This window comes from Mycobacterium yunnanensis, from assembly GCF_025823185.1.
Taxonomy (GTDB): domain Bacteria; phylum Actinomycetota; class Actinomycetes; order Mycobacteriales; family Mycobacteriaceae; genus Mycobacterium; species Mycobacterium yunnanensis.
On sequence record NZ_JACKVK010000005.1, the window covers coordinates 51,693 to 71,953 of the forward strand.

Annotated in this window: 18 protein-coding genes; 4 read left to right on the forward strand and 14 right to left on the reverse strand. The window is 67.1% G+C overall.

Annotation, left to right across the window (positions count from 1 at the left end; all coding sequences use genetic code 11):
• Positions 1-68: 68 nt before the first annotated feature.
• From H7K45_RS07430 to H7K45_RS07490, 13 genes are all read right to left on the reverse strand, one after another.
• Positions 69-833: an amino acid ABC transporter ATP-binding protein gene (locus tag H7K45_RS07430; protein ID WP_372512515.1), complete on the reverse strand. Its 765-nt coding sequence runs from the start codon at positions 831-833 to the stop codon at positions 69-71.
• A 13-nt stretch (positions 834-846) separates the two neighbouring features.
• Entirely contained in the window at positions 847-1,638 is a 792-nt protein-coding gene (locus tag H7K45_RS07435; RefSeq protein ID WP_263995150.1) for an amino acid ABC transporter permease, read from the reverse strand.
• A 3-nt stretch (positions 1,639-1,641) separates the two neighbouring features.
• Positions 1,642-2,484 carry an ABC transporter substrate-binding protein gene (locus tag H7K45_RS07440; protein ID WP_263995151.1) on the reverse strand — a complete coding sequence of 281 codons (843 nt, stop codon included), beginning with the start codon at positions 2,482-2,484 and terminating at the stop codon, positions 1,642-1,644.
• Between the two features lie 129 nt (positions 2,485-2,613).
• Positions 2,614-3,291: a TetR/AcrR family transcriptional regulator gene (locus H7K45_RS07445; protein ID WP_263995152.1), complete on the reverse strand. Its 678-nt coding sequence runs from the start codon at positions 3,289-3,291 to the stop codon at positions 2,614-2,616.
• An 82-nt stretch (positions 3,292-3,373) separates the two neighbouring features.
• Positions 3,374-4,387, reverse strand: a complete 1,014-nt coding sequence (locus H7K45_RS07450) for a zinc-dependent alcohol dehydrogenase (protein WP_263995153.1) — start codon at positions 4,385-4,387, stop codon at positions 3,374-3,376.
• Between the two features lie 13 nt (positions 4,388-4,400).
• Entirely contained in the window at positions 4,401-5,912 is a 1,512-nt protein-coding gene (gene araA, locus H7K45_RS07455) for an L-arabinose isomerase (protein ID WP_263995154.1), read from the reverse strand.
• On the reverse strand, positions 5,909-6,622 hold the full coding sequence (locus H7K45_RS07460) for an L-ribulose-5-phosphate 4-epimerase (protein WP_263995155.1): 714 nt from the start codon (positions 6,620-6,622) through the stop codon (positions 5,909-5,911). The genes araA and H7K45_RS07460 overlap by 4 nt, the downstream gene beginning before the upstream one ends.
• Positions 6,619-8,322 carry a ribulokinase gene (gene araB / locus H7K45_RS07465; protein WP_263995156.1) on the reverse strand — a complete coding sequence of 568 codons (1,704 nt, stop codon included), beginning with the start codon at positions 8,320-8,322 and terminating at the stop codon, positions 6,619-6,621. Before araB ends, H7K45_RS07460 begins: the two co-directional genes overlap by 4 nt.
• Positions 8,319-9,347 carry a LacI family DNA-binding transcriptional regulator gene (locus H7K45_RS07470; RefSeq protein ID WP_263995157.1) on the reverse strand — a complete coding sequence of 343 codons (1,029 nt, stop codon included), beginning with the start codon at positions 9,345-9,347 and terminating at the stop codon, positions 8,319-8,321. The genes araB and H7K45_RS07470 overlap by 4 nt, the downstream gene beginning before the upstream one ends.
• Positions 9,344-10,345 (reverse strand): ABC transporter permease subunit, encoded by a 1,002-nt coding sequence (locus H7K45_RS07475; RefSeq protein ID WP_263995158.1) that lies wholly within the window; start codon positions 10,343-10,345, stop codon positions 9,344-9,346. Before H7K45_RS07475 ends, H7K45_RS07470 begins: the two co-directional genes overlap by 4 nt.
• Before the next feature lie 7 nt (positions 10,346-10,352).
• Positions 10,353-11,441: an ABC transporter permease gene (locus H7K45_RS07480; RefSeq protein WP_263995159.1), complete on the reverse strand. Its 1,089-nt coding sequence runs from the start codon at positions 11,439-11,441 to the stop codon at positions 10,353-10,355.
• The gene (locus H7K45_RS07485) at positions 11,438-12,970 is read right to left on the reverse strand and encodes a sugar ABC transporter ATP-binding protein (RefSeq protein ID WP_263995160.1); all 1,533 of its coding nucleotides are present in this window, start codon (positions 12,968-12,970) and stop codon (positions 11,438-11,440) included. Before H7K45_RS07485 ends, H7K45_RS07480 begins: the two co-directional genes overlap by 4 nt.
• Before the next feature lie 88 nt (positions 12,971-13,058).
• Positions 13,059-14,045, reverse strand: a complete 987-nt coding sequence (locus H7K45_RS07490; protein WP_263995161.1) for an ABC transporter substrate-binding protein — start codon at positions 14,043-14,045, stop codon at positions 13,059-13,061.
• Positions 14,046-14,358: 313 nt separating this feature from the next.
• On the opposite strand from H7K45_RS07490, the gene chvE reads away from it, so the two are divergent.
• From chvE to H7K45_RS07510, 4 genes are read left to right on the forward strand one after another with little or no spacing between them, the layout of a single operon-like run.
• Positions 14,359-15,468, forward strand: a complete 1,110-nt coding sequence (gene chvE, locus H7K45_RS07495; protein ID WP_263995162.1) for a multiple monosaccharide ABC transporter substrate-binding protein — start codon at positions 14,359-14,361, stop codon at positions 15,466-15,468.
• Positions 15,469-15,524: 56 nt separating this feature from the next.
• Entirely contained in the window at positions 15,525-17,033 is a 1,509-nt protein-coding gene (gene mmsA, locus H7K45_RS07500; RefSeq protein WP_263995637.1) for a multiple monosaccharide ABC transporter ATP-binding protein, read from the forward strand.
• Positions 17,034-18,272, forward strand: coding sequence for a multiple monosaccharide ABC transporter permease (gene mmsB, locus H7K45_RS07505; protein WP_263995163.1), 1,239 nt, complete (start codon positions 17,034-17,036; stop codon positions 18,270-18,272).
• Between the two features lies 1 nt (position 18,273).
• Positions 18,274-18,513 carry a hypothetical protein gene (locus H7K45_RS07510; protein WP_263995164.1) on the forward strand — a complete coding sequence of 80 codons (240 nt, stop codon included), beginning with the start codon at positions 18,274-18,276 and terminating at the stop codon, positions 18,511-18,513.
• A 46-nt stretch (positions 18,514-18,559) separates the two neighbouring features.
• Here the strand turns inward: H7K45_RS07510 and H7K45_RS07515 are convergent, their stop codons facing one another.
• Positions 18,560-20,212 carry a diguanylate cyclase domain-containing protein gene (locus tag H7K45_RS07515; protein WP_263995165.1) on the reverse strand — a complete coding sequence of 551 codons (1,653 nt, stop codon included), beginning with the start codon at positions 20,210-20,212 and terminating at the stop codon, positions 18,560-18,562.
• Positions 20,213-20,261: the final 49 nt, after the last annotated feature.

The window sequence follows — 20,261 nt, forward strand, 5'->3', positions numbered from 1 at the left end:
CGTCCTCTCTGCAGAACGTTGGTCGGTGGATGCGACGGTGAACCATCGGTGGATGCGACGGTGAACCGTCAATGGATAGTCGACAGGAACGACTTGGTGCGTTCGTTCTTCGGGTGGTCGAACAACTCGTCGGGTGGGGCGTCCTCGATGATGCGTCCGGCGTCCATCACGATGATGCGGTCGGCCGCGTCACGCGCGAAGCGCATCTCGTGGGTCACCACCACCATCGTCATCTGTTCACGCGCCAGTTCGCGCATGACTTCGAGGACCTCGCCGACCATCTCCACGTCCAGCGCGCTGGTCGGTTCGTCGAACAACATGACCTTGGGGCGCATGGCCAGAGCCCGCGCGATGGCGACGCGTTGCTGTTGTCCGCCGGAGAGCTGGCTGGGCCGCGAGTCGGCCTTGTCGGCCAGCCCCACTCGGTCCAGGAGCGCCAAGGCGTTCCGGCGCGCCTCGTCCTTGGGCTGACCGAGCACCCGCACCGGCGCGTTCCAGACGTTCTCGCACGCCGTCATGTGCGGAAACAGGTTGAAGTGCTGGAAGACGAACCCGATCTCGCGACGCCGGCGGGCCAGCTCGGTGGTGCCGATCTTCTTGCCGTGGGCGCCGTGGGCGATGGACACGCCGCCGACGAGAACCTCACCGCTGGAGAGCTCTTCGAGGTGGTTGATCGAGCGCAGCAGGGTGGTCTTGCCTGCGCCGGACGGTCCGATGAGCACCACGACCTGACCACGCATGACGTCGAGGTTCACCTCGTCGAGCACCCGTTTGCCGCCAAGCATGCAGCAGGCGTTGCGCACCGAGACGATTGGTACGGTGGTGGCGGTCATCGGTTCTCCTGATTCATCCATGGGGTTGCAGCGTCGGGGTGGCGGCCGCCGCACGCCTGGCACCGAGCAGGCGCGACATGATGGACACCCGCTGCTGGATGCCGAGTTGGCGCGCCAACCGGTTCTCGATCCACGCCTGGATGAACGTCCAGATCGTCGTCAGCGCAAGGTAGTAGATCGCCGCGACGATGAAGATCTCGAAGGTGTGGAACGTCGCCGAGCTGATCGACTGCGTGACGAGGAACATCTCGCTGACGCCGATGACCGAGAGCACCGAGGTGGTCTTCATCATGCCGTTGAAGGAGTTGCCCAGCGGTGGAACCATCACGCGCAGCGACTGCGGCACGATGATCCACCGCATGAGCCTGCCGGGCGTCATGCCGAGTGAGGCCGCCGCCTCGAACTGTCCCTTCGGCACGGAATCCAGCCCGGCCCTGATGATCTCGGCGATGTAGGCGCTCTCGTTGACCATCAGCCCGACGACGGCAGCCTGCACGGCGGCCTTCAGGGACAACCCCAGAAGCGACACGTCGTTGAACTGATAGATGCCCACGGCGGCGAAGCCGGTGTAGATGATCACCAGTTGCACCAGCAGCGGCGTGCCTCGGATCACCCAGATGTAGACGCTGGCAAAGCCTCGCACCAGTGCGAATGGCGAGCGGCGCATCAGCGCGATCACCAGACCGAGCAGGATCGCCAACACCATTGCCACCAGGGAGATTCCGATGGTCAGGCCGAGCCCGTCGAGGAACGAGTCGCTGGGCGCGAACAGCGACTTCCAGAAGAATGGCCAGTCGAACTGCACGACTTACTTCTTGATGCTCAGGTCGGACATGCCCCACTCGTTCAGGATCTTGTCGTAGGTGCCGTTGGCTTGCAGCGCCGCAAGTGCCGTGGCGATGGCGTCGTGAAGCTGAGTGTCGTCCTTGCGCGTGGCGGCGCCGATGTCGATCGTGCCGAACGGCTGCCCAACGGTCTTGATCTTGGCGCCGGTCTTCGTCTCGTAGTAGCCCAGGGTCTCGGCGGTGTCCATGAAGGCGTCGACTTGGCCGTTCTGCAGCTGCTGCAGCGACACGTCGGCCTGGTTGCTCCGGTTGACGTCGACTGCGGGCTTGCCTGCGGCAGTGCACTTGTCGGACTGCTCCATGGCGAGCGACTCCGCCGTCGTCGCCACGGCGACCATGACCTTCTTGCCGCACAGGCTCTCGTCGAGTCCCGTGACGTCGGCGGGCTTGTTCTCCGAGACCGCGATTCCGGTGCCGGACCTGACGTAGGGCACGAAGTCCACGACCTTCTCCCGCTCGGGCTTGACGTAGAGCTGCGCCATGATGACGTCGCACTGCTTGGCCTGCAGCGTGGGGATCACGGTGGCGAACGAGGACTGCACGAAGTCGGACTTGAGTCCCATCTCGGCGGCCAGGGCCTTGCCCAGGTCGACTTCGCTGCCCACGAGTTCACCGGATTCGTCGTGGTAGACGTTGGGGGGCGTGCCGTCGTTGGGCGCGCAGATCTTCAGCGTGCCGGCCTGCAGGATGGCCGGGGGAGCGACCTTGGCCGGGCCGCTGGGCTCCGGCGCGGCGGTCTTCGACGACGAACACGCGACGAGCGGCAGGGCAACTGCGGCCACCACGCCGATGAGCGCTCTCTTCACATTTCCTCCGATGGTCGACGCCGAGACGACGTCGGTCACCGTCGGCCTATCGAACGATAGGGGAGCGACGACGGCAGCGCGACCGTTCGGCCGAATGTTTACCTGGCCGTCACGGGACACCGTCCTCGATTAGCGGGCTGCCGCAACCTCGAGGTCCCGCAGACGGTTGCGCGTGACGTCCCGTATCGACGTCAGACGCGACTGGTCGACCAACAGTGACCGCAGGACGAAGTCCGCCGCCTGCAGGGGCCGCTCGTGGCGCATCGAACCGGACGGTCCGCCCTGTTCACGCAGAGTCTCGAACAGCACGCCGTTGGTCGCCCGCAGCACGAAGCTCGGCTCGAACTCGACGAACTCACCGGCAACGCAACCACCGTGGACCACGCTCTCGACGAGGTCGTGGAACAGCGTGATGCCCTCTCGCTCGGCGGCGAACTCGTCGAGCGCCAGGACGGCGTCCTGGTACAGCCCACGGGCGTCGAACGGCTGCGCCAAGATCTCGCGGACGTCGCATGCGATGCCCAGGTGCAACTTCTCGGCCCAGGTGGACTGCTCGCCCAGACGCTGATTCATGCGGGCGATGGACGGACCCAGGTCCATCTCGACGAGCGCACGGAACATCTCGTGCTTGGCCTGGAAGTGGTGGAACAGCGACGGCTGGCGAATCTGAACCGCCTCGGCGATGTCACGGGTCGAGGTGCCGAAGTAGCCGCGCTGGGCAAACAGGACGGACGCGGCGAGCAGGATGCGGCCCCTCGTCGAGGTCCAGTCGACGGTCTTCGGCTGCCAGTCCTGCCCGTACGTCACCCTCTCACTGTGACACACGATCGCGTCCCCCACGTGAACCGCACCCGAAAGCCGAAGCGGCCTAACACGATCGGTTCACGCGTCATCGCGACGACGAGACGCTCACCACGACCTTGTCGCCACGCCGCTCCGAGGCCAACCGGAACGCCTTGGCCGCCTCGGCAAGGGGATGCCGTTCGGTCACCAGCTGGTCGAGGTCGAGGCCGCCGGCCGCCAAGGCGATCGCCCGGGGATACGTGTCGTTCATGCGTCGCACCATCGCGAACGTCAGCCCCTTGCGCCGGGCCACCGCCGCGGGATACGCCGAATCATCCTGGGATGGGATGCCCGCCAACGCGATCCGGGCACCGGGACGGGCCGCCGCGACGGCGGTGGCGATCGCGGCGTCGGTTCCGGCGATCTCCACGACGACGTCGACACCCCGGCCGCCGGTCGCCTCGAGGACGTCCTCGGCGCCGTTGGCGTCGGAGAACACGGCGTCCGCTCCGCTGCGCAACGCCGTCGCGCGGCGGTGCTCGAGGGGTTCGGTCACGAAGATCCGTGCCGCACCCCGGCGACGGGCCACCTGGACGACGAGTGCGCCAATCGGCCCTCCCCCGACGACGAGCACGTCCGCGCGGGGCCGCAAGTGACTGACCGTGACCGCGTGTAGCGCCACGCCGAGCGGTTCCAGCAACGCCCCCGCGTCGTCACTCACCTCGTCGGGGAGGGGATGCAGCAAGTGATCCGGCCACACGAGGCGCTCTTGCATCGCACCGTCCAGGGTCCCGTGACCCGCGAATCTCACCGTCGGGCAGAGATTCTCGTATCCCAGCCGGCACATCTCGCACTGGCGGCACGCAATCGCCGGGTCGACCGCGACCCGGCGGCCGACGTGCGGCCCGGTGAGTGCGACGGCGGCGAACTCGTGTCCCGGCACGACGGGCCGCTCGATGCGGTTCTCGCCGATTCCGCCGTCGGTGAACCAGTGCAGGTCGGAACCGCAGATGCCCACCGAGGTGACCGCGATCGACGACCAACCCGGCGGAGGGTCACCTGGGTCGGGTTCCTCGGCGACGCGGAGGTCACCGACGGCGTGCAAGCGGGCGGCGATCATCGCGACCCTGCGCTCACAGTCCGGCGGCGACGTGGTGATACACGTCGTTCCACTTCAGTTCGTGCTGGAAACCGCGCACCGTGGTGGCGGCGTCGATGACCAACAGTTCGGTGTCGGTCATGGCGGCCAGGTCGTCGATCGCCTCGGCGTCGACGGCGGTCGACATCACGGTGTGGTGCGGCGCCCCGGACATCAACCATGCCTCGGTCGACGTGGACCAGTCCGGCAAGGGCTCCCACACCGCACAGGCGACTGGCAGATTCGGCAGGTCCTGGGTCGGCTCGACGACGTGTACTTCGTTGACCACGAGCCGGAATCGGGACCCCATGTCACTGATGCCGAGAATGATGGCCTCTCCCGGAGCCGCGGTGAAACGCAGCCGAACCGGATCCTCCCGATCACCAATGCCGAGGGGATGCACCTCGAGGGTCGGCTTCGCCGCCGTGATGCTTGGGCAGACCTCGAGCATGTGGGCGCCGAGGATGCGTTCCCGACCCGGCGTCAGATCGTAGGTGTAGTCCTCCATGAACGACGTGCCGCCGGGCAACCCCTCGCCCATCACCTTGACCGTCCGCAACATCATCGAGGTCTTCCAGTCACCCTCGCCGCCAAAGCCGTAGCCGTCGGCCATCAGCCGCTGGACGGCCAGCCCGGGGAGCTGACGGAGCCCGCCGAGATCCTCGAAGTTGGTGGTGAAGGCGTGAAACCCGCCCCCTTGGAGGAACTTTCGCAAGCCCAGCTCGATCTGTGCGCCGTGGCGCAGCGAGTCGTGCCGGTCGCCGCCGGGTCGCAGTTCGGCGGCCACCTCATAGGTGTCCTCATACTCGCCGATCAGCTCGTCGACCTCGGCGGCCGTGACGCGGTCGACGACGGCGACGAGGTCGTTGACGCCGAAGGCGTCGATCGAGGCTCCGAAGTGGGCCTCGGCCTCGACCTTGTCGCCCTCGGTCACGGCGACGCCGCGCATGTTGTCACCGAAGCGGGCGAGCTTCATCGTCGACAATTCGGCGCGGCCGAGCGAGGCACGCGCCCAGGTGCCGATCCTCCGTCTGGTCTTCGCGTCGCTGACGTGCCCGGCGACGGTCTTGCGGGGGGTCGACAGCCGGGTCTGGATGTAGCCGAATTCCCGGTCGCCGTGGGCCGCCTGGTTGAGATTCATGAAGTCCATGTCGAGGCTCTGCCACGGCAGTTCGACACCAAACTGGGTGTGCAGGTGCAGCAATGGCTTGCGCAGCGTCTTGAGGCCGCGGATCCACATCTTGGCCGGCGAGAACGTGTGCATCCACGCGATCACGCCGATGCACTCCTCGGAGGCGTTGGCCTCGGCGAGCACCTGGGCGATGGCCTCGGTCGTGGTGACGACGGGAAGCCAGCGCACCTGCACGGGGATCTCGGCGCTGCCGTCGAGTTGGTCGGCGATCTGGCGCGACTGGTCGGCGACCTGATCCAGGATGTCCGGTCCGTACAGGGATTGGCTGCCCGTGACCAGCCATACCTGGCTGGTCACGAGTCGGGACGCGATCATCGGTGGTTCTCCTGGGTGGTGGTAGACGGTTGGTCGGCCTGGCCGTAGACGTTCTGGTACCGCTCCCACAAAGCGGTCACGTTGGCCGCGTCGATGCGTGACGTGGTGCCCATCTGACGGCTGATGTGCACGGTGCGGGCCACGTCCTCCACCATGACCGCGGCCTTGACCGCGTCTCGCGGCGTACGGCCGATGGTGAACGGGCCATGGCTGCGCATCAGGACGGCGGGAGACCTGCTGTCCCGCAACGTCTCTACAATGCCGCGCCCGATCGAATCGTCGCCGATGAGCGCAAACGGACCGACCGGCACGTCACCGCCGAATTCGTCGGCGATCATCGTCAGCACGCAGGGAATGGGCTCACCGCGCGCTGCCCATGCGGTGGCGTAGGTGGAGTGAGTGTGGACGACGCCGCCCACATCGGGCATGTGCCGGTAGACGTAGGCGTGCGCCGCGGTGTCCGAGGACGGGTTGAGGTCGCCGTCGACGAGGTTGCCGTAGAGGTCGCACACCACCATGTCGTCTGCGGTCATCGAATCATAGTCCGCACCAGAGGGTTTGATGACCATGAGGTCGCTGCCCGGTACCCGGGCGGAGACGTTGCCCGCCGTCCAGATGACCAGGTCGTAGCGGGTCAGCTGAGCGTGCAGATCGCAGACGTCACGGCGCAATTGGGCGATGACGCGGTTGGTCTCGGCGGTGACGGTCATCGCGACGCCCCTACGGTCTCCAGCGATCCGATCCGACGCAGGCGGCGCATCATGTCGTTGCCTCGTCCGAACCAGTCGTAGAGCGTCACGTACTCGCGGTACAGCTGATCGTAGAGTTCCACGTTCTCCGGAATCGGGGTGTAGGCGTTGCGCACTCTCTTGCCCATCTGCTTGGCGGCGGCACGGACGTCGGTGAACGCGCCCGCCGCAGTGGCGGCGTGAATCGCCGACCCGAGGGCCGGCGCTTGCGTCGACGGCACCGTCGACAGCGGAAGCCCGACGACGTCGGCGTAGATCTGCATCATCAACCGGTTCTTGAGCAGACCGCCGGCGACCACCAGTTCGGTCACCGGAACCCCGCACTGGACGAAGGTCTCGACGATCATTCGGGTCCCAAAGGCGGTGGCCTCCAACAAGGCCCGGTAGGAATCCACGCACGTGGTCTCCAGCGTCTGCCCGACGATCACTCCGGACAGCTCGTGGTCGACGAGCACCGAACGGTTGCCGCTGTGCCAGTCCAGCGCGACGAGCCCGTGCTCGCCTACTCGCTGAGCGCTGGCGAGTTCGGTCAGGTGCTCGTGGAGGCTCAGACCGCGGTTGCGCGCCTCGATCTCGTAACGCTCGGGCACGCAGTTCTTGATGAACCACGCGAAGATGTCGCCGACACCGGATTGGCCGGCCTCGTAGCCCCAACTGCCCTCGAGGATTCCGCCGTCGACGGCACCGCACATGCCGGGTACGTCGCGAAGGACGTCGGAGTTCATCACGTGGCACGTCGAGGTACCGATGATGGCCACCAGGTGGCCGTCGTCGAGCGCGTCGGCCGCGGCCACCGTCACGTGCGCGTCGACGTTGCCGACGGCGACGGGGATGCCCTCGGGCAGACCGGTCCACCCCGCGGCCTCGGCGGTGAGCGTGCCCGCAGGCTCGCCGAGCTGCCCGATCGGCTGCTCGAGCTTGTCGGTGACGAAGTTCGCGAAGGCGGGGTTCAACTCGGCGAGGAACTCCGCCGACGGGTAACGACCGTCCTGGCGAATTCCCTTGTAGCCGGCCGTGCAGGCGTTGCGGACGTAGCGTCCGCACAGCTGCCACACGATCCAGTCCGCGGCCTCGACGAACCGGTCCATCGTCTCGTAGACCCGAGGGTCGTCCTCGAGGATCTCCAGCGCCTTGGCGAACTCCCATTCACTGGAGATCAGTCCGCCGTAGCGCGGCAGCCACGTCTCGCCGCGCTGCGCCGCGACGGCGTTGATGCGATCGGCCTGCGGCTGAGGTGAGTGATGGCGCCACAGCTTGCCGTAGGCATGCGGCCGGTCGGCGTACTCGGGCAGCTCGCACAGCGGGGTGCCGTCGGCCAGCACGGGGACCATGGTGCAGGCGGTGAAGTCGGTGCCGATCCCGATCACGCCGGAAGGGTCCACACCGGCCTCCTCGACTGCGGCGGGGACGGCCGTGCGCAACACCTCGACGTAGTCGGCCGGAACCTGCAGGGCCCATTGCGGCGGCAGCCGCCGGTCGTGGCCCGGCAACGTCTCCGACACCACGCCGTGGGCGTAGACGTGTTCGGCCTGCGCCAATTCGTGGCCGTCGCTCACGCGGACCACCACGGCACGCCCGGACAGGGTGCCGAAGTCGACACCAACCGTGTACTTTTCGGCGGCCCTCTCGGCCGTCGCTGCGGTGGCGTCGTCGCCCTTCATCGGTTCTCCTCGTACGTTGCCGTGCTCTGACGGACGATCAATTTGGGGGGTAGCAGGGGCACGTTGGTCGTCGACCCGTCCAACGTGGCGGTGACGAGGTCGATGGCCCGACGGCCGATGGCCTGAAAGTCTTGGCGGACCGTGGTCAGCGACGGGTTGAGGTACCCAGCCTCCGGGATGTCGTCGAACCCGACGACGCTGACGTCCCTCGGTACCACGAGGCCGGCCTCGGCGAAGGCGTGCAGCACGCCGATCGCCATCTGGTCGTTGGCGACGAACACCGCGGACGTCTCGCGACGCGCGGCCATCTCGCGACCGATCTCGTAACCGCGGGCAGGGGTCCAGTCGCCCTCCCACGGTTCGCGCACCTGAAGGCCGGCACCACGCATCGCCTCCTCGTAGCCGGCGCGACGGCCCTTGGCCTCGGTATAGCTCAACGGACCGAGGACGTGGTCGATCTCGCGATGGCCCAGGTCGATCAAGTGCTGGGTGGCTTGGCGGGCGCCGTCGATCTGGTCGACGCCCACGCTCAGCCCCCGACCCGACAGGTCGCCCTCCACCACGATCAGCGGAACGCCGGGGTCGGCAGCGGCCACGACGGCCAGCGCGTCCTCCTGGGCGGCGATCATCACGATGGCCTCCACCGCTTGGCGCGCAAGGTATTCCAACGCCCCGGCCAGTTCCTCGACCGTCACCTCGGCCAACGGCACCAGGCTGGAGAAGTAGCCGGCACCGCGCGCCGCCTCCTGCACGGAGCGCTGGATGCTCGACGGACCGTAGAGCGCGCTGTTGGTGCCGACGATGCCGATGATTCCCGACCGCCGCGTGACCAGCGCTCTGGCCGCGGTGTTGGGCCGGTAGCCGAGTTCGGAGATGGCCTGCTCGACGCGGGCCTTGGTGGTGGGCCGGATGCTCGTCGACCCGTTGATGACGCGAGAGACCGTCTGATGGCTGACACCGGCGAGCCGTGCGACGTCGGCCATGACGGGTTTGGGCGCCGTGGGCGGCATGGGTTGGGCACTCATCCGGGCTTCCTCACCAACAGTCGCTGAACCAGAACGAACATCAGCAGCAGCACACCGGTCATGATGCGGGTCCAGTAGGAGTCGAGATTGGCTGCGGTGACGAAGGTTTGGATGGTGCCCAGCACCAGCACCCCGATGAGCGAACCGAGCACGAATCCCACCCCACCGGATAGCAGCACGCCGCCGATGACGGCTGCGGCGATGGCGTCGAGTTCGAGTCCGATGCCGTTCAGACTGTACCCGGAGAGCTTCTGCACCCCGAGCAGCAGTCCGGACAACGCGGCGCACAGTCCGCTGATCGCGTATACCGACACCCGGGCCCGAGAGGCGTTGAGCCCCATCAGCTGTGCCGACTGCCGGTTGCCGCCGACGGCGTAGACGGTGCGGCCGAACCGGGTCAGATGCAGCACGTAGACCGCGACGAGCACCGCGGCGAGCGCCGCCACGACCGTCCACCGAATGAACTTGTCCTCGTACAGGTAGACGTAGTTCAGGCCGAACTCGCGCAGGACTGGATCCTTGATCGGCAGCGTGTCGACGCTGATGACGTAGCAGAGCCCGCGGGCCAGGAACATCCCGGCCAGCGTCGCGATGAAGGGCTGCACGTCGAAGTACTCGATGACCAGGCCCATCATCAGGCCAAGGAGCGGCCCGACGACGAGCACCGCGGCGACGGCCAGCGGCATCGGCCAACCGGCCTTGAGCGCGGTCGCGAGGATCACGGTCGAGAGTGCGACGACCGACCCGACGGACAGGTCGATGCCGCCGGTGAGGATCACGAACGTCATGCCGACCGCCAAGACGATCAAGTAGGCGTTGTCCACCAACAGGTTCAGGAACACCTGCGTGGGGCTGGCGAAGTCGTATTGGGTGACCACGGCGACGAACATCACCACGAAGAGCACCAGTGAGGCCAGCGGTGAGAGGTACCTGCCCCTGATCCGACGGAAGACCTCCGCGGTGTCGAACCGGGGGCGTTCGACGGTCTGCACGCTCATGACTTCCTCACTTCGCCACCATCGACGTCGGCGCAGGCACCGACACCTGCTGCCCGGCGACCTCGTCGGTCGCGGCGCGGCCCGTCGGCGCGGGGGGCCGTTTGCGGCGTCGCGACACCAGGGCCCGGAACTTGGGCGCCTGCAGCAGGCACACCGCGATGACCACCAGCGCCTTGAACACCAGGGTCGTCTCGGGAGTGATGCCCGCGGTGTACACCGTGGTGGTCAGCGTCTGGATGATCAGGGCGCCGAGGATGGTGCCGGTGAGGCTGAAACGTCCACCCAGCAGCGAGGTTCCACCGATCACCACCGCCAGGATCGCGTCCATCTCGATCCACAGCCCGGCGTTGTTGGCGTCGGCGGCCGAGATGTTCGAGGCGATCATCAGCCCGGCGATGCCGGCGCAGAGCGCACAGAACACGTAGACGGCGAACACGATGGTGCGGTAGCGCACGCCGGCGAGCCGGCTGGCCTCCGGGTTGATGCCGACCGACTCCAGCAGCATGCCCAGCGCGGTGCGGCGGGTCAGCAAACCGACCAGTGCGAACACGCTCAGGCTGACCAGAATTGCGACCGGTAGTCCGAAGACGAAGCCGGTGCCGAGGATCTTGAACGGCGCGCTGGTGACGGTGATGATCTGGCCGTCGGTGATGAGCAGCGCGATACCGCGGCCCGCGGTCATCAGCACCAGCGTGGCGATGATGGGCTGAACCCCGAAGACCGAGACCAGCATGCCGTTCCACAGCCCGAGGCCGACGGCGACGCCGAGTGCGATCCCCATCGCGGTGACGACCGTGCCCACGCCGCCCGGGTCGTCGGAGGCGGCAACGTGGGCGCAGGCCAGGGCACCGCTGACCGCCACCACCGCTCCGACGGACAGGTCGATGCCGCGGGAGGCGATCACCAGGGTCATGCCCAGTGCCACCAACATGGTGGGTGCGCCGTTGCGCAGGATGTCGACGACACTGCCGAAGAGGTGGCCGTCCTGGACGCGGATGCTCAGAAAGCTCGGCGTCACGATGACGTTGACGAGCAGCAGCGCGACCAGCGCGAGCATCGGCCAGATCAGGGGCGAGGCCGCGAGCTTCTTGGTCATTGGTCTCCTCCGGCCGCGATGAGGGCGGTGAGTTCGCCGACCGAGCGGTCCGAGCCGACCTGCGCGACGCACGTGCCGTCGCGGAGCACCGCGATCCGGTCACTGATCCTGGCGACCTCGTCGAGCTCGGCGGAAATGAACACCACGCCCATGCCGTCCTTCGCGAGATCGGTGACCAACCGCTGGATTTGGGCCTTGGCTCCGACGTCGATCCCGCGGGTGGGTTCGTCGAGGATGAACAGCTGCGGTTCGGTGATGAGCCACCGGGCCAGCAGCACCTTCTGCTGGTTGCCGCCGCTGAGGTTCTTCACCGGTATGCCCGGGTTGCGTGGGCGGATGTCGAGCGCCTCCATGTAGCGGTCGACGAGGTCGTCCTTGGTCTTCCTAGACAACGGCCTGGCGAACCCGCGGCGGGCCTGAAGCGCCAGCACCAAGTTCTCCCGCACGCTGAGGTCGCCGATGATGCCCTCGCCCTTGCGGTCTTCCGAGGAGAAGGCCAATCCCTTGGCGATGGCGGCGCGCGGTGAGCGCATCGAGTCGGTCGACCCGTTGACCGAGACCTTGCCGCTGCTGGCGCGGTCGGCGCCGAACAGCAAGCGCGCCAACTCCGTTCGCCCGGAGCCGAGCAGACCCGCCAGGCCCACCACCTCACCGCGGTGCACGTCGAGGTCGACCGGCGCCAGCTTGGGCTTGCGTCCGAGCCCGCGTGCACTCAGCACGGGTTGGTCGGTGGCCGGGGTGGTCTCGGCGGCCGATTCGCCGATCTCCTCGAGGACGTCGAGTTCGTGGCCGAGCATGGCGGCGACGAGCTGCACTCGGTTCATCTCGGCGGTCGGGTACTCGCCGACGAGTCGGCCGTTGCGCAGCACCGTCATTCGATCCGAGACCGCGTACACCTGGTCGAGGAAGTGCGACACGAACAGGATGGCGGTGCCGCCGTCTCGGAGCCCGCGCATCACGCGGAAGAGTTCGGCAACCTCGTCGGCGTCGAGGCTGGAGGTGGGTTCGTCGAGGATCAGAACCCGGGCGGAGATGGCCGTCGCGCGGGCGATGGCGACGAGCTGCTGCACCGCGATGGGATGCGCGCCCAGTGTGGAGCCGGGGTCGACGGTCAGGTCGAGCTGGCCAAGCAGTTCGGCAGCGCGGCGCTTCATCGCGCGGTAGTCGATGCGACCGAACCGACGGGGTTCACGGCCGAGCAGGATGTTCTCCGCCACGGTCAGATTGGGGCAGAGGTTCACTTCTTGGTAGACGGTGCTGATGCCCGCGTCCTGCGCCTGGCGCGGACCGGTGAATCGTTGTTCGACCCCGTCGACGGTGATGGTGCCCGCGTCGGGGTCGTAGACACCGGTCAGCACCTTGATCAGCGTCGACTTGCCAGCCCCGTTCTCCCCCATCAGCGCGTGGATCTCACCGGGGAGCAGGCGGAAGTCGACGGCGTCGAGCGCCTTCACGCCAGGGAAGTCGATGGTGACGCCCTGCATGCGGACCACCGCGGCTGCGGTGGTGTCGCCACGAGACATGGTCATCGGGCGTCCTTTCCGGTGGTGATCGACGCCGCTCGGAGCATTGCGGGGGGGCTGCGTCCGAGCGGCGTCGACGATGGGTGGCGCGGGCTCAGTACTTGCGGTCGGGCAATGCGGCCTTGGCCTGTGCCTGGTCGAAGGTCTGGTCCTTGGTCACGATGCGGGCGGGCACTGCCTCGCCGGCGACGACCTTCTTCGCGATGTCCATCAGTTGCGGCCCGAGCAGCGGGTTGCACTCGACGAGGAAGTTGAACTTCCCGTCCGCGGTGGCCTGCATGCCGTCGTGCGTGGCGTCGATCGCGACGATCTTGATGTCCTGGCCGGGCTTCTTGCCTGCGGCCTCGATGGCCTCGACGGCGCCGAGCCCCATGTCGTCGTTCTGCGCGAAGACCATGTCGATCTTCGGGTTGGCCTTGAGGAACGCCTCCATCACCTGCTTGCCGCCGGACCGGGTGAAATCACCGGACTGGGAGGCGATGATCTTCAGGTTGGGGTTGGTCTTGATGGCGTCGGCGAAGCCGGTGGTGCGCTCCAGCGCCGGGTCCGAACCGGTCGTGCCTTCGAGCTGGACGATGTTCACCGGGCCGGGTGCAGAGGCGTACTCCTTGGCCGTCCACTCCCCTGCCCACTTGCCCTCCTGGACGAAGTCGGCGCCGATGAACGTCTTGTAGACGTCCTTCTCCTGAGTGTCGACCGCGCGGTCGGTGAGGATGACGGGGATGCCGGCGTTCTTGGCCTCGAGCAGCACCGCGTCCCAGCCGGTGCGCACCACGGGGCTGAAGGCGATGACGCCGACCCGCTGCTGGACGAACGAGCGGATCGCCGAAATCTGATTTTCCTGCTCACCGTTGGCGTCGGAGAACTTGAGGTTGACGTCGGCGGCCTTGGCCGCGTCCTGAATCGACGTGGTGTTCGCCGTGCGCCACCCGCTCTCCGCGCCGACCTGGGAGAAGCCCATGGTGATCTGGCCTCCCCCGCCACCGCCGCCTGAACTGCCGGACGGTACCGGTCCGCTGCCGCACGCTGCGAGAACGCCGACCGAGGCGATGCTCAGCACCGCGGTGAGGACTCTCTTCACAACAACTCCTTCGTTGATTCTGAATGCCGAGCTCGGCTGGTCGCTTCCCCCGTCGCTTCGCTCGCCTAGGTTGCCGGTGTGAGTTCCAAGAGCCCCGGGTGGGCAGAGGGGTGAGTGTGACCGGCGTTACACCGTCAGGATGTTAACGCTCACATTCGAAGCGTGTCAACGATTTGTTAGCGCTCACATCGAGGCACCGACGGGCTTGACAAAGACGTGAGCGGCGTCACAAACTCCATATGTTAGCGCTCACATGGGCGCCCGCCCCGGCCGGTGAGACCGCGGTGCGAACCCACTCAGTCGGGAGGATTTCATGCGTAAGGGCATCGTTCGAGTACTGGGGGTCTTGACCCTCGTCATGGCCGTGGTGGCCATGCTGTCAGGCTGCGGCCGTTCGACGACGGCCGACCAGCCGCAGGCCAGCAACGGTCAGCGTTCCGGCACGGTCGGCATCGCCATGCCGACCAAGTCCTCGGAACGCTGGGTCGCCGACGGCAACAACATGGCCGAGCAGTTCAAGAAGCTGGGCTACGACACGGACCTCCAGTACGGCGACGACGTCGTGCAGAACCAGGTCTCCCAGATCGAGAACATGATCACCAAGGGCGTGAAGGTTCTGGTGATCGCGCCGATCGACAGCTCGTCGCTGACCGACACCCTCCAGCGTGCGGCCGACGCGAAGATTCCGGTCGTCAGCTACGACCGCCTGATCCGCGGCACCGAGAACGTCAACTACTACGCGACGTTCGACAACTTCAAGGTCGGCGTTCTTCAGGCCACCTACATCGCCGACAAGCTGGGCTTGGCACAGGGCAAGGGCCCCTTCAACATCGAGCTGTTCGCCGGGTCGCCCGACGACAACAACGCGACGTTCTTCTTCAAGGGCGCGATGAGCGTCCTGCAGCCCTACATCGACAGCGGCAAGCTCGTCGTCAAGAGCGGCCAGACCTCCTTCGACCAGGTGGCCACCCTGCGGTGGGACGGCGGACTGGCCCAGTCGCGGATGGACAACCTGCTGAGCAAGGCCTACACCAGCGGCCGGGTCGACGCGGTCCTCTCCCCGTACGACGGCATGTCCCTTGGCATCATCTCCGCGCTGAAGAGCGCGGGCTACGGCACGCCGACCAACCCCCTGCCGATCGTCACCGGTCAGGACGCCGAGCTGGCGTCGGTGAAGTCGATCATCGCAGGCGAGCAGACGCAGACCGTGTTCAAGGACACCCGCGAGCTGGCCAAGGCCGCCGTGCAGATGGCCGACTCGCTGCTCACCAACGGCAAGCCGGAGACCAACGACACCACTACCTATGACAACGGCGTGAAGGTCGTGCCCGCGTTCCTGCTGCAGCCCGTCAGCGTGGACAAGACCAACTACCAGAAGGTGCTGGTCGACTCCGGCTACTACACCGCCGGACAGCTGGCGTGACGCTCTCGGACACCACGGGCGAGCGAAGCGACGGGGGGACGTCCCCGCTACTCGAAATGCAGGGCATCACCAAGCGTTTCGCGGGGGTCACCGCGCTCGACGAGGTCAACCTCATGGTGCGCCGTGGCGAGATCCACGCGATCTGCGGGGAGAACGGCGCAGGCAAGTCGACGCTGATGAAGGTGCTCAGCGGCATCTACCCGGTCGGCAGCTACGAGGGCGAGATCGTCTTCGACGGCCAGCCGGGCGACTTCAAGGACATCAGGTCCAGCGAGCGGCGCGGCATCGGCATCATCCACCAGGAGCTTGCGCTGGTACCGGTGTTGTCGATCGCGGAGAACATCTTCCTGGGCAACGAGCACGCCTCCGCGGGGGTGATCAGCTGGCACGAGACCATGACCGACGCGGCCCGGCTGCTCGCCCGCGTGGGGCTGGCCGAGAGCCCGCGCACCCGCATCGCCGACATCGGCGTCGGCAAGCAACAGCTCGTCGAGATCGCAAAGGCGTTGTCCAAGAAGGTCAAACTGCTCATCCTCGACGAGCCCACGGCCGCGCTCAACGACGAGGACAGCAGGCACCTGCTCGACCTGATCGTCGAACTCCGCGACCAGGGTCTGACGTGCATCATCATCTCGCACAAGCTCAACGAGGTGACCCGCGTCGCGGACAACATCACCATCCTTCGCGACGGCCACACCATCGAGACCCTCGCCGTCGACGACAACCTCACCGAGGAGCACATCATCCGCGGCATGGTCGGTCGCGACATGACCGATCGCTTTCCGGATCGCACCGACCACCCGATCGGAGACGTGACCTTCGCAATCGAGGACTGGACGGTCTACCACCCGCTGGATCAGCAGCGCAAGGTGGTCGACGGGGTATCCCTCAACGTCCGTCGCGGCGAGGTCGTCGGGCTGGCCGGATTGATGGGCGCGGGCCGCACCGAGTTGGCGATGAGTGTCTTCGGCCGCAGCTACGGCAAGTGGGCAGGCGGCAAGATCTTCAAGGACGGCAAGGAGATCCGGACGCGCACGGTGCCCGAAGCCATCAGCCACCGGATCGCGTACGCCACCGAGGACCGCAAGCACTACGGCCTCAACCTGATGGACGACATCGCGCGCAGCGTGACGCTGGCCTCGCTCCCCAAGGTCAGCCGGGCGTCGGTCATCAACGAACACGAGGAGACCGTCGTCGCCGAGCGGTTCCGCAAGGACATGCACATCAAGGCCACCTCCGTGCGGGCCACGACGGGCAACCTCTCGGGCGGCAACCAGCAGAAGGTCGTGCTGAGCAAGTGGATCTACGCCGATCCCGACGTGCTGATCCTCGACGAGCCGACCCGCGGGATCGACGTCGGAGCCAAGTACGAGATCTACACGATCATCAATTCCCTTGCCGCTCAGGGCAAGGCGGTAATCGTCATCTCCTCGGAACTACCCGAACTGATCGGTCTGTGCGACCGCATCTACACCCTCAACGAGGGACAGCTGACCGGTGAGGTCGCCCGTGAGGATGCCAAGCAGGAGACCTTGATGCGCTACATGATGAAGGGACGCAGCTAGATGACCACCACCCCCACCGTGAGCACCGCCTCGAGCGCGCCCACGCCGTCGACGCCCCCCGCGTCGACCGGTCAGCGGCTGCGTGCGGTGCTGCAGGGCAACGTCCGGCAGTACGGCATGGTGGCCGCGCTCGCGGTGATCGTCATCCTGTTCCAGGTGTTGACCAGCGGCATCCTGCTCAAGCCCCTCAACGTCACCAACATCGTCCAGCAGAACGGCTACATCCTGATCCTCGCGATCGGGATGGTCATCGTCATCATCTCCGGGCACATCGACCTGTCCGTCGGCTCGATCGCCGGGTTCGTCGGGGCGATGTCGGCGGTACTGATGATCCGCAACGACATGCCGTGGCCGCTCGCAGTCGGACTGTGTCTGCTCTTGGGTGCCGTCATCGGCGCGTGGCAAGGGTTTTGGATCGCCTACGTCGGCATCCCGTCGTTCATCGTGACCCTGGCCGGCATGCTCGTCTTCCGTGGCGCCACGCAGTATCTGCTCGAGGGCCAGTCGATCGCGCCGTTCCCCCGCAGCTTCAGCCAGGTCAGCAGCGGCTTCCTGCCCGAGATCGGCGGGGGCGGCGGGCTCTATCACTGGCCCACGGTCATCCTCGGCGTGTTCGTCATGGCGGCGGCGGTGTGGCAGCAGGTGCGGCAGCGGCGCACGCAGTCACGCTACGGCTTCGACGTCTCTCCGCTGGCGTGGTTCGTCTTCAAGTGCGCGGCCATCGTCGCCGCGCTGGCCGCCTTCACGCTGCTGCTGGCGAGCTACCGCGGAGTGCCCGTGGTCGGCATCATCCTGGCCGTCGCCTTCGTCATCTACGCATTCGTCATGCGCAGCACCGTGTTCGGCAGGCAGGTGTACGCGGTCGGCGGCAACGAGGCGGCCGCCCGGTTGTCCGGCGTGAAGAACAAGCGCGTCACGTTCCTGGTGTTCGTCAACATGGGTCTGCTGTCGGCCCTGGCCGGTCTGCTCTTCGCCGCCCGGCTCAACTCCGCGACCCCGCAAGCCGGCATCGGCATGGAGCTGGAGGCCATCGCGGCGGCATTCATCGGTGGCGCGTCGGCCAGCGGCGGCGTCGGAACGGTGCTGGGCGCCATCATCGGTGGCTTCGTCCTCGGCGTCCTCAACAACGGCATGTCACTCATCGGCATCGGCAGTGACGTCCAGCAGGTCATCAAGGGCCTGGTCCTCCTCGCAGCCGTCGGCTTCGACATCTACAACAAGAAGAAGGGTGGGTCCTGACATGCCCGACGGCTTCATCGCGGATCGCTTCGCGCACGACATCGTCACCTTCATGCGCAACTGGGCCCCCTACGGCGGGCCCCCCGCCGACGAGGTACTGGCCGAATTCGGTTTGACCAGAGATCAATTGGTGGCGCGATACCAGGAGATCATGACGGCGGCTTCGGCTCGGCGCGGTCCCGTTCGGCGGCCTGCGCCAGGCGGCTTCGCCCGTCCGACACGGCGGCCGGCCGCCGATTAGAACGTGGCGGCCCGCCGCCGATTAGAAACTGGCGGCCCGCCGCCGATTAGACCGCCGTGCTGCCGATGTGATTGGCCAGCACCCGGACGTAGGGCGCCACGGCGTCCAGTTCGTGTCCGGGCCTGGCGAAGATCTCGAGTAGCAGTTGGCGGTCGGCACCTCGCACGCCGACTGCCAGCACTGCGTGATAGCCAAGTGTCTCCAGCAGCGCCGCCTCGGCGGCGTCGCAGTCCTCCCGCCCCACGTCGGCGATGAACGCGGTACCGGGTAACGCCAACACCTGGTCCGTCCACGGATAGTCCGCCAATCGGTACACGGTCCCCGCGTCGATCCTGCGGAGCTTCGAGAGTCCGGAGTACTCGTCGAGCATGCTGTCCACGCCGCGGATCGTGCGGATGTACCCCGGCTCGGACGCGGTTTCCGACAGCGCCCACGCGGCCGCGTCGACCGCATTGTGAACCTGCATCGCAAGCACTTCCAGGGCGGCGACGAGGTCCAGGGGGGCATGCTCGTCGAGGATCGCCAGGACCCGCGGCACCAGCAGATCGATCGCCGACCTCGCGCCCTCCGTGCCGCCGGTGCGCCGGTGCGGTCCGTTCACGACGGGTCTGTCCACCCCGACGTTGTAGCGCCCCGGCCCCAGCCGCTTGGCGTCCAGCAGTGCGGCGTCGGCGGCAGCCAGAAGATCCTGTCCCGACCCGGTGTGCGGTCCCGAGAGGGTGGCTCCCCAGCTGAGGGTGACGTCGGTGCCGAGAATCCGCCGGACACGGTGGCTGGTCTCGCTGGCCAGTCGCTCGGCTGCCTCCAACGTTCGATTCGGTAGCAGCACGCAGAATTCGTCTCCACCGAGGCGCACCGCGGTGGCGTCGTCCTCGGAGGACGTCACCTCTCCGAGCACCGCGCCGACGTCGCGGAGCAGCGCGTCGCCAGCCGGATGTCCGTCGCGGTCGTTGACGGTCTTGAATCCGTCGAGGTCGCCGACGAGCAGCGCGACCGGGGTGCTCTGCCAGTCGATTTCAGAGAATTGGCGGTCGAGTTCGCGCCGGTTCGCCAGTCCGGTGAGGGGATCCTGGTGCGCGAAACGCCACACCGTACTGAACAATTCGGACCGCCCGATGGCCACCGCCGCGTGCGCCGCGATGGCCTGCAGCAGCTGGACGTCGTCAGCCCCGAACCGCCGCCCGTCGACGCCGGTCGCCCAGAGCTCACCCCACATGGCGTCGTCGTGCATGATCGGGACCGCGAGCTCGCTCTCCTTGCCAAGGCGCTGAAGCCACTGCGCTTCGGTGGGGTTGGCGTCGGCCTCGTCGACGGAGAAGGTGTAGGGCTGGCCGTGGCGCAGCAACCTGATCACCGGACCGTCGTCGCGGACGTCGTAGATTTCGGCCTCGGGCCATCGCTGCTCACCGAGGCCTAGGGTGCCGACGTTGATCAGCGTGCGGACGTGGGTCTCGGGCTCCCACCGGCTGATCGACACCGATGCCGCGTCGAGCGCCAGCTGGGCCTGCTCGGCAATGACCTCGAGGGCCTCGTCGAAGTAGTCGGCTCGCAACACGGCGCGGGAGATCCGCAGCAGAGCCCGCAGTACCGGCGCGTCGGCCACGTCGAGCTCGAAATCCGACGGGCCGCCCCGCGGCTCTCTGCCGGCCGTGGGCAGCGCCTTCAACGCACGACGACGCTGCAAGGCCCAATCCGGCACCCACACCCCCTTGCGACGCCCCCGCGGGTAACGAATGTTACCGCCGCTT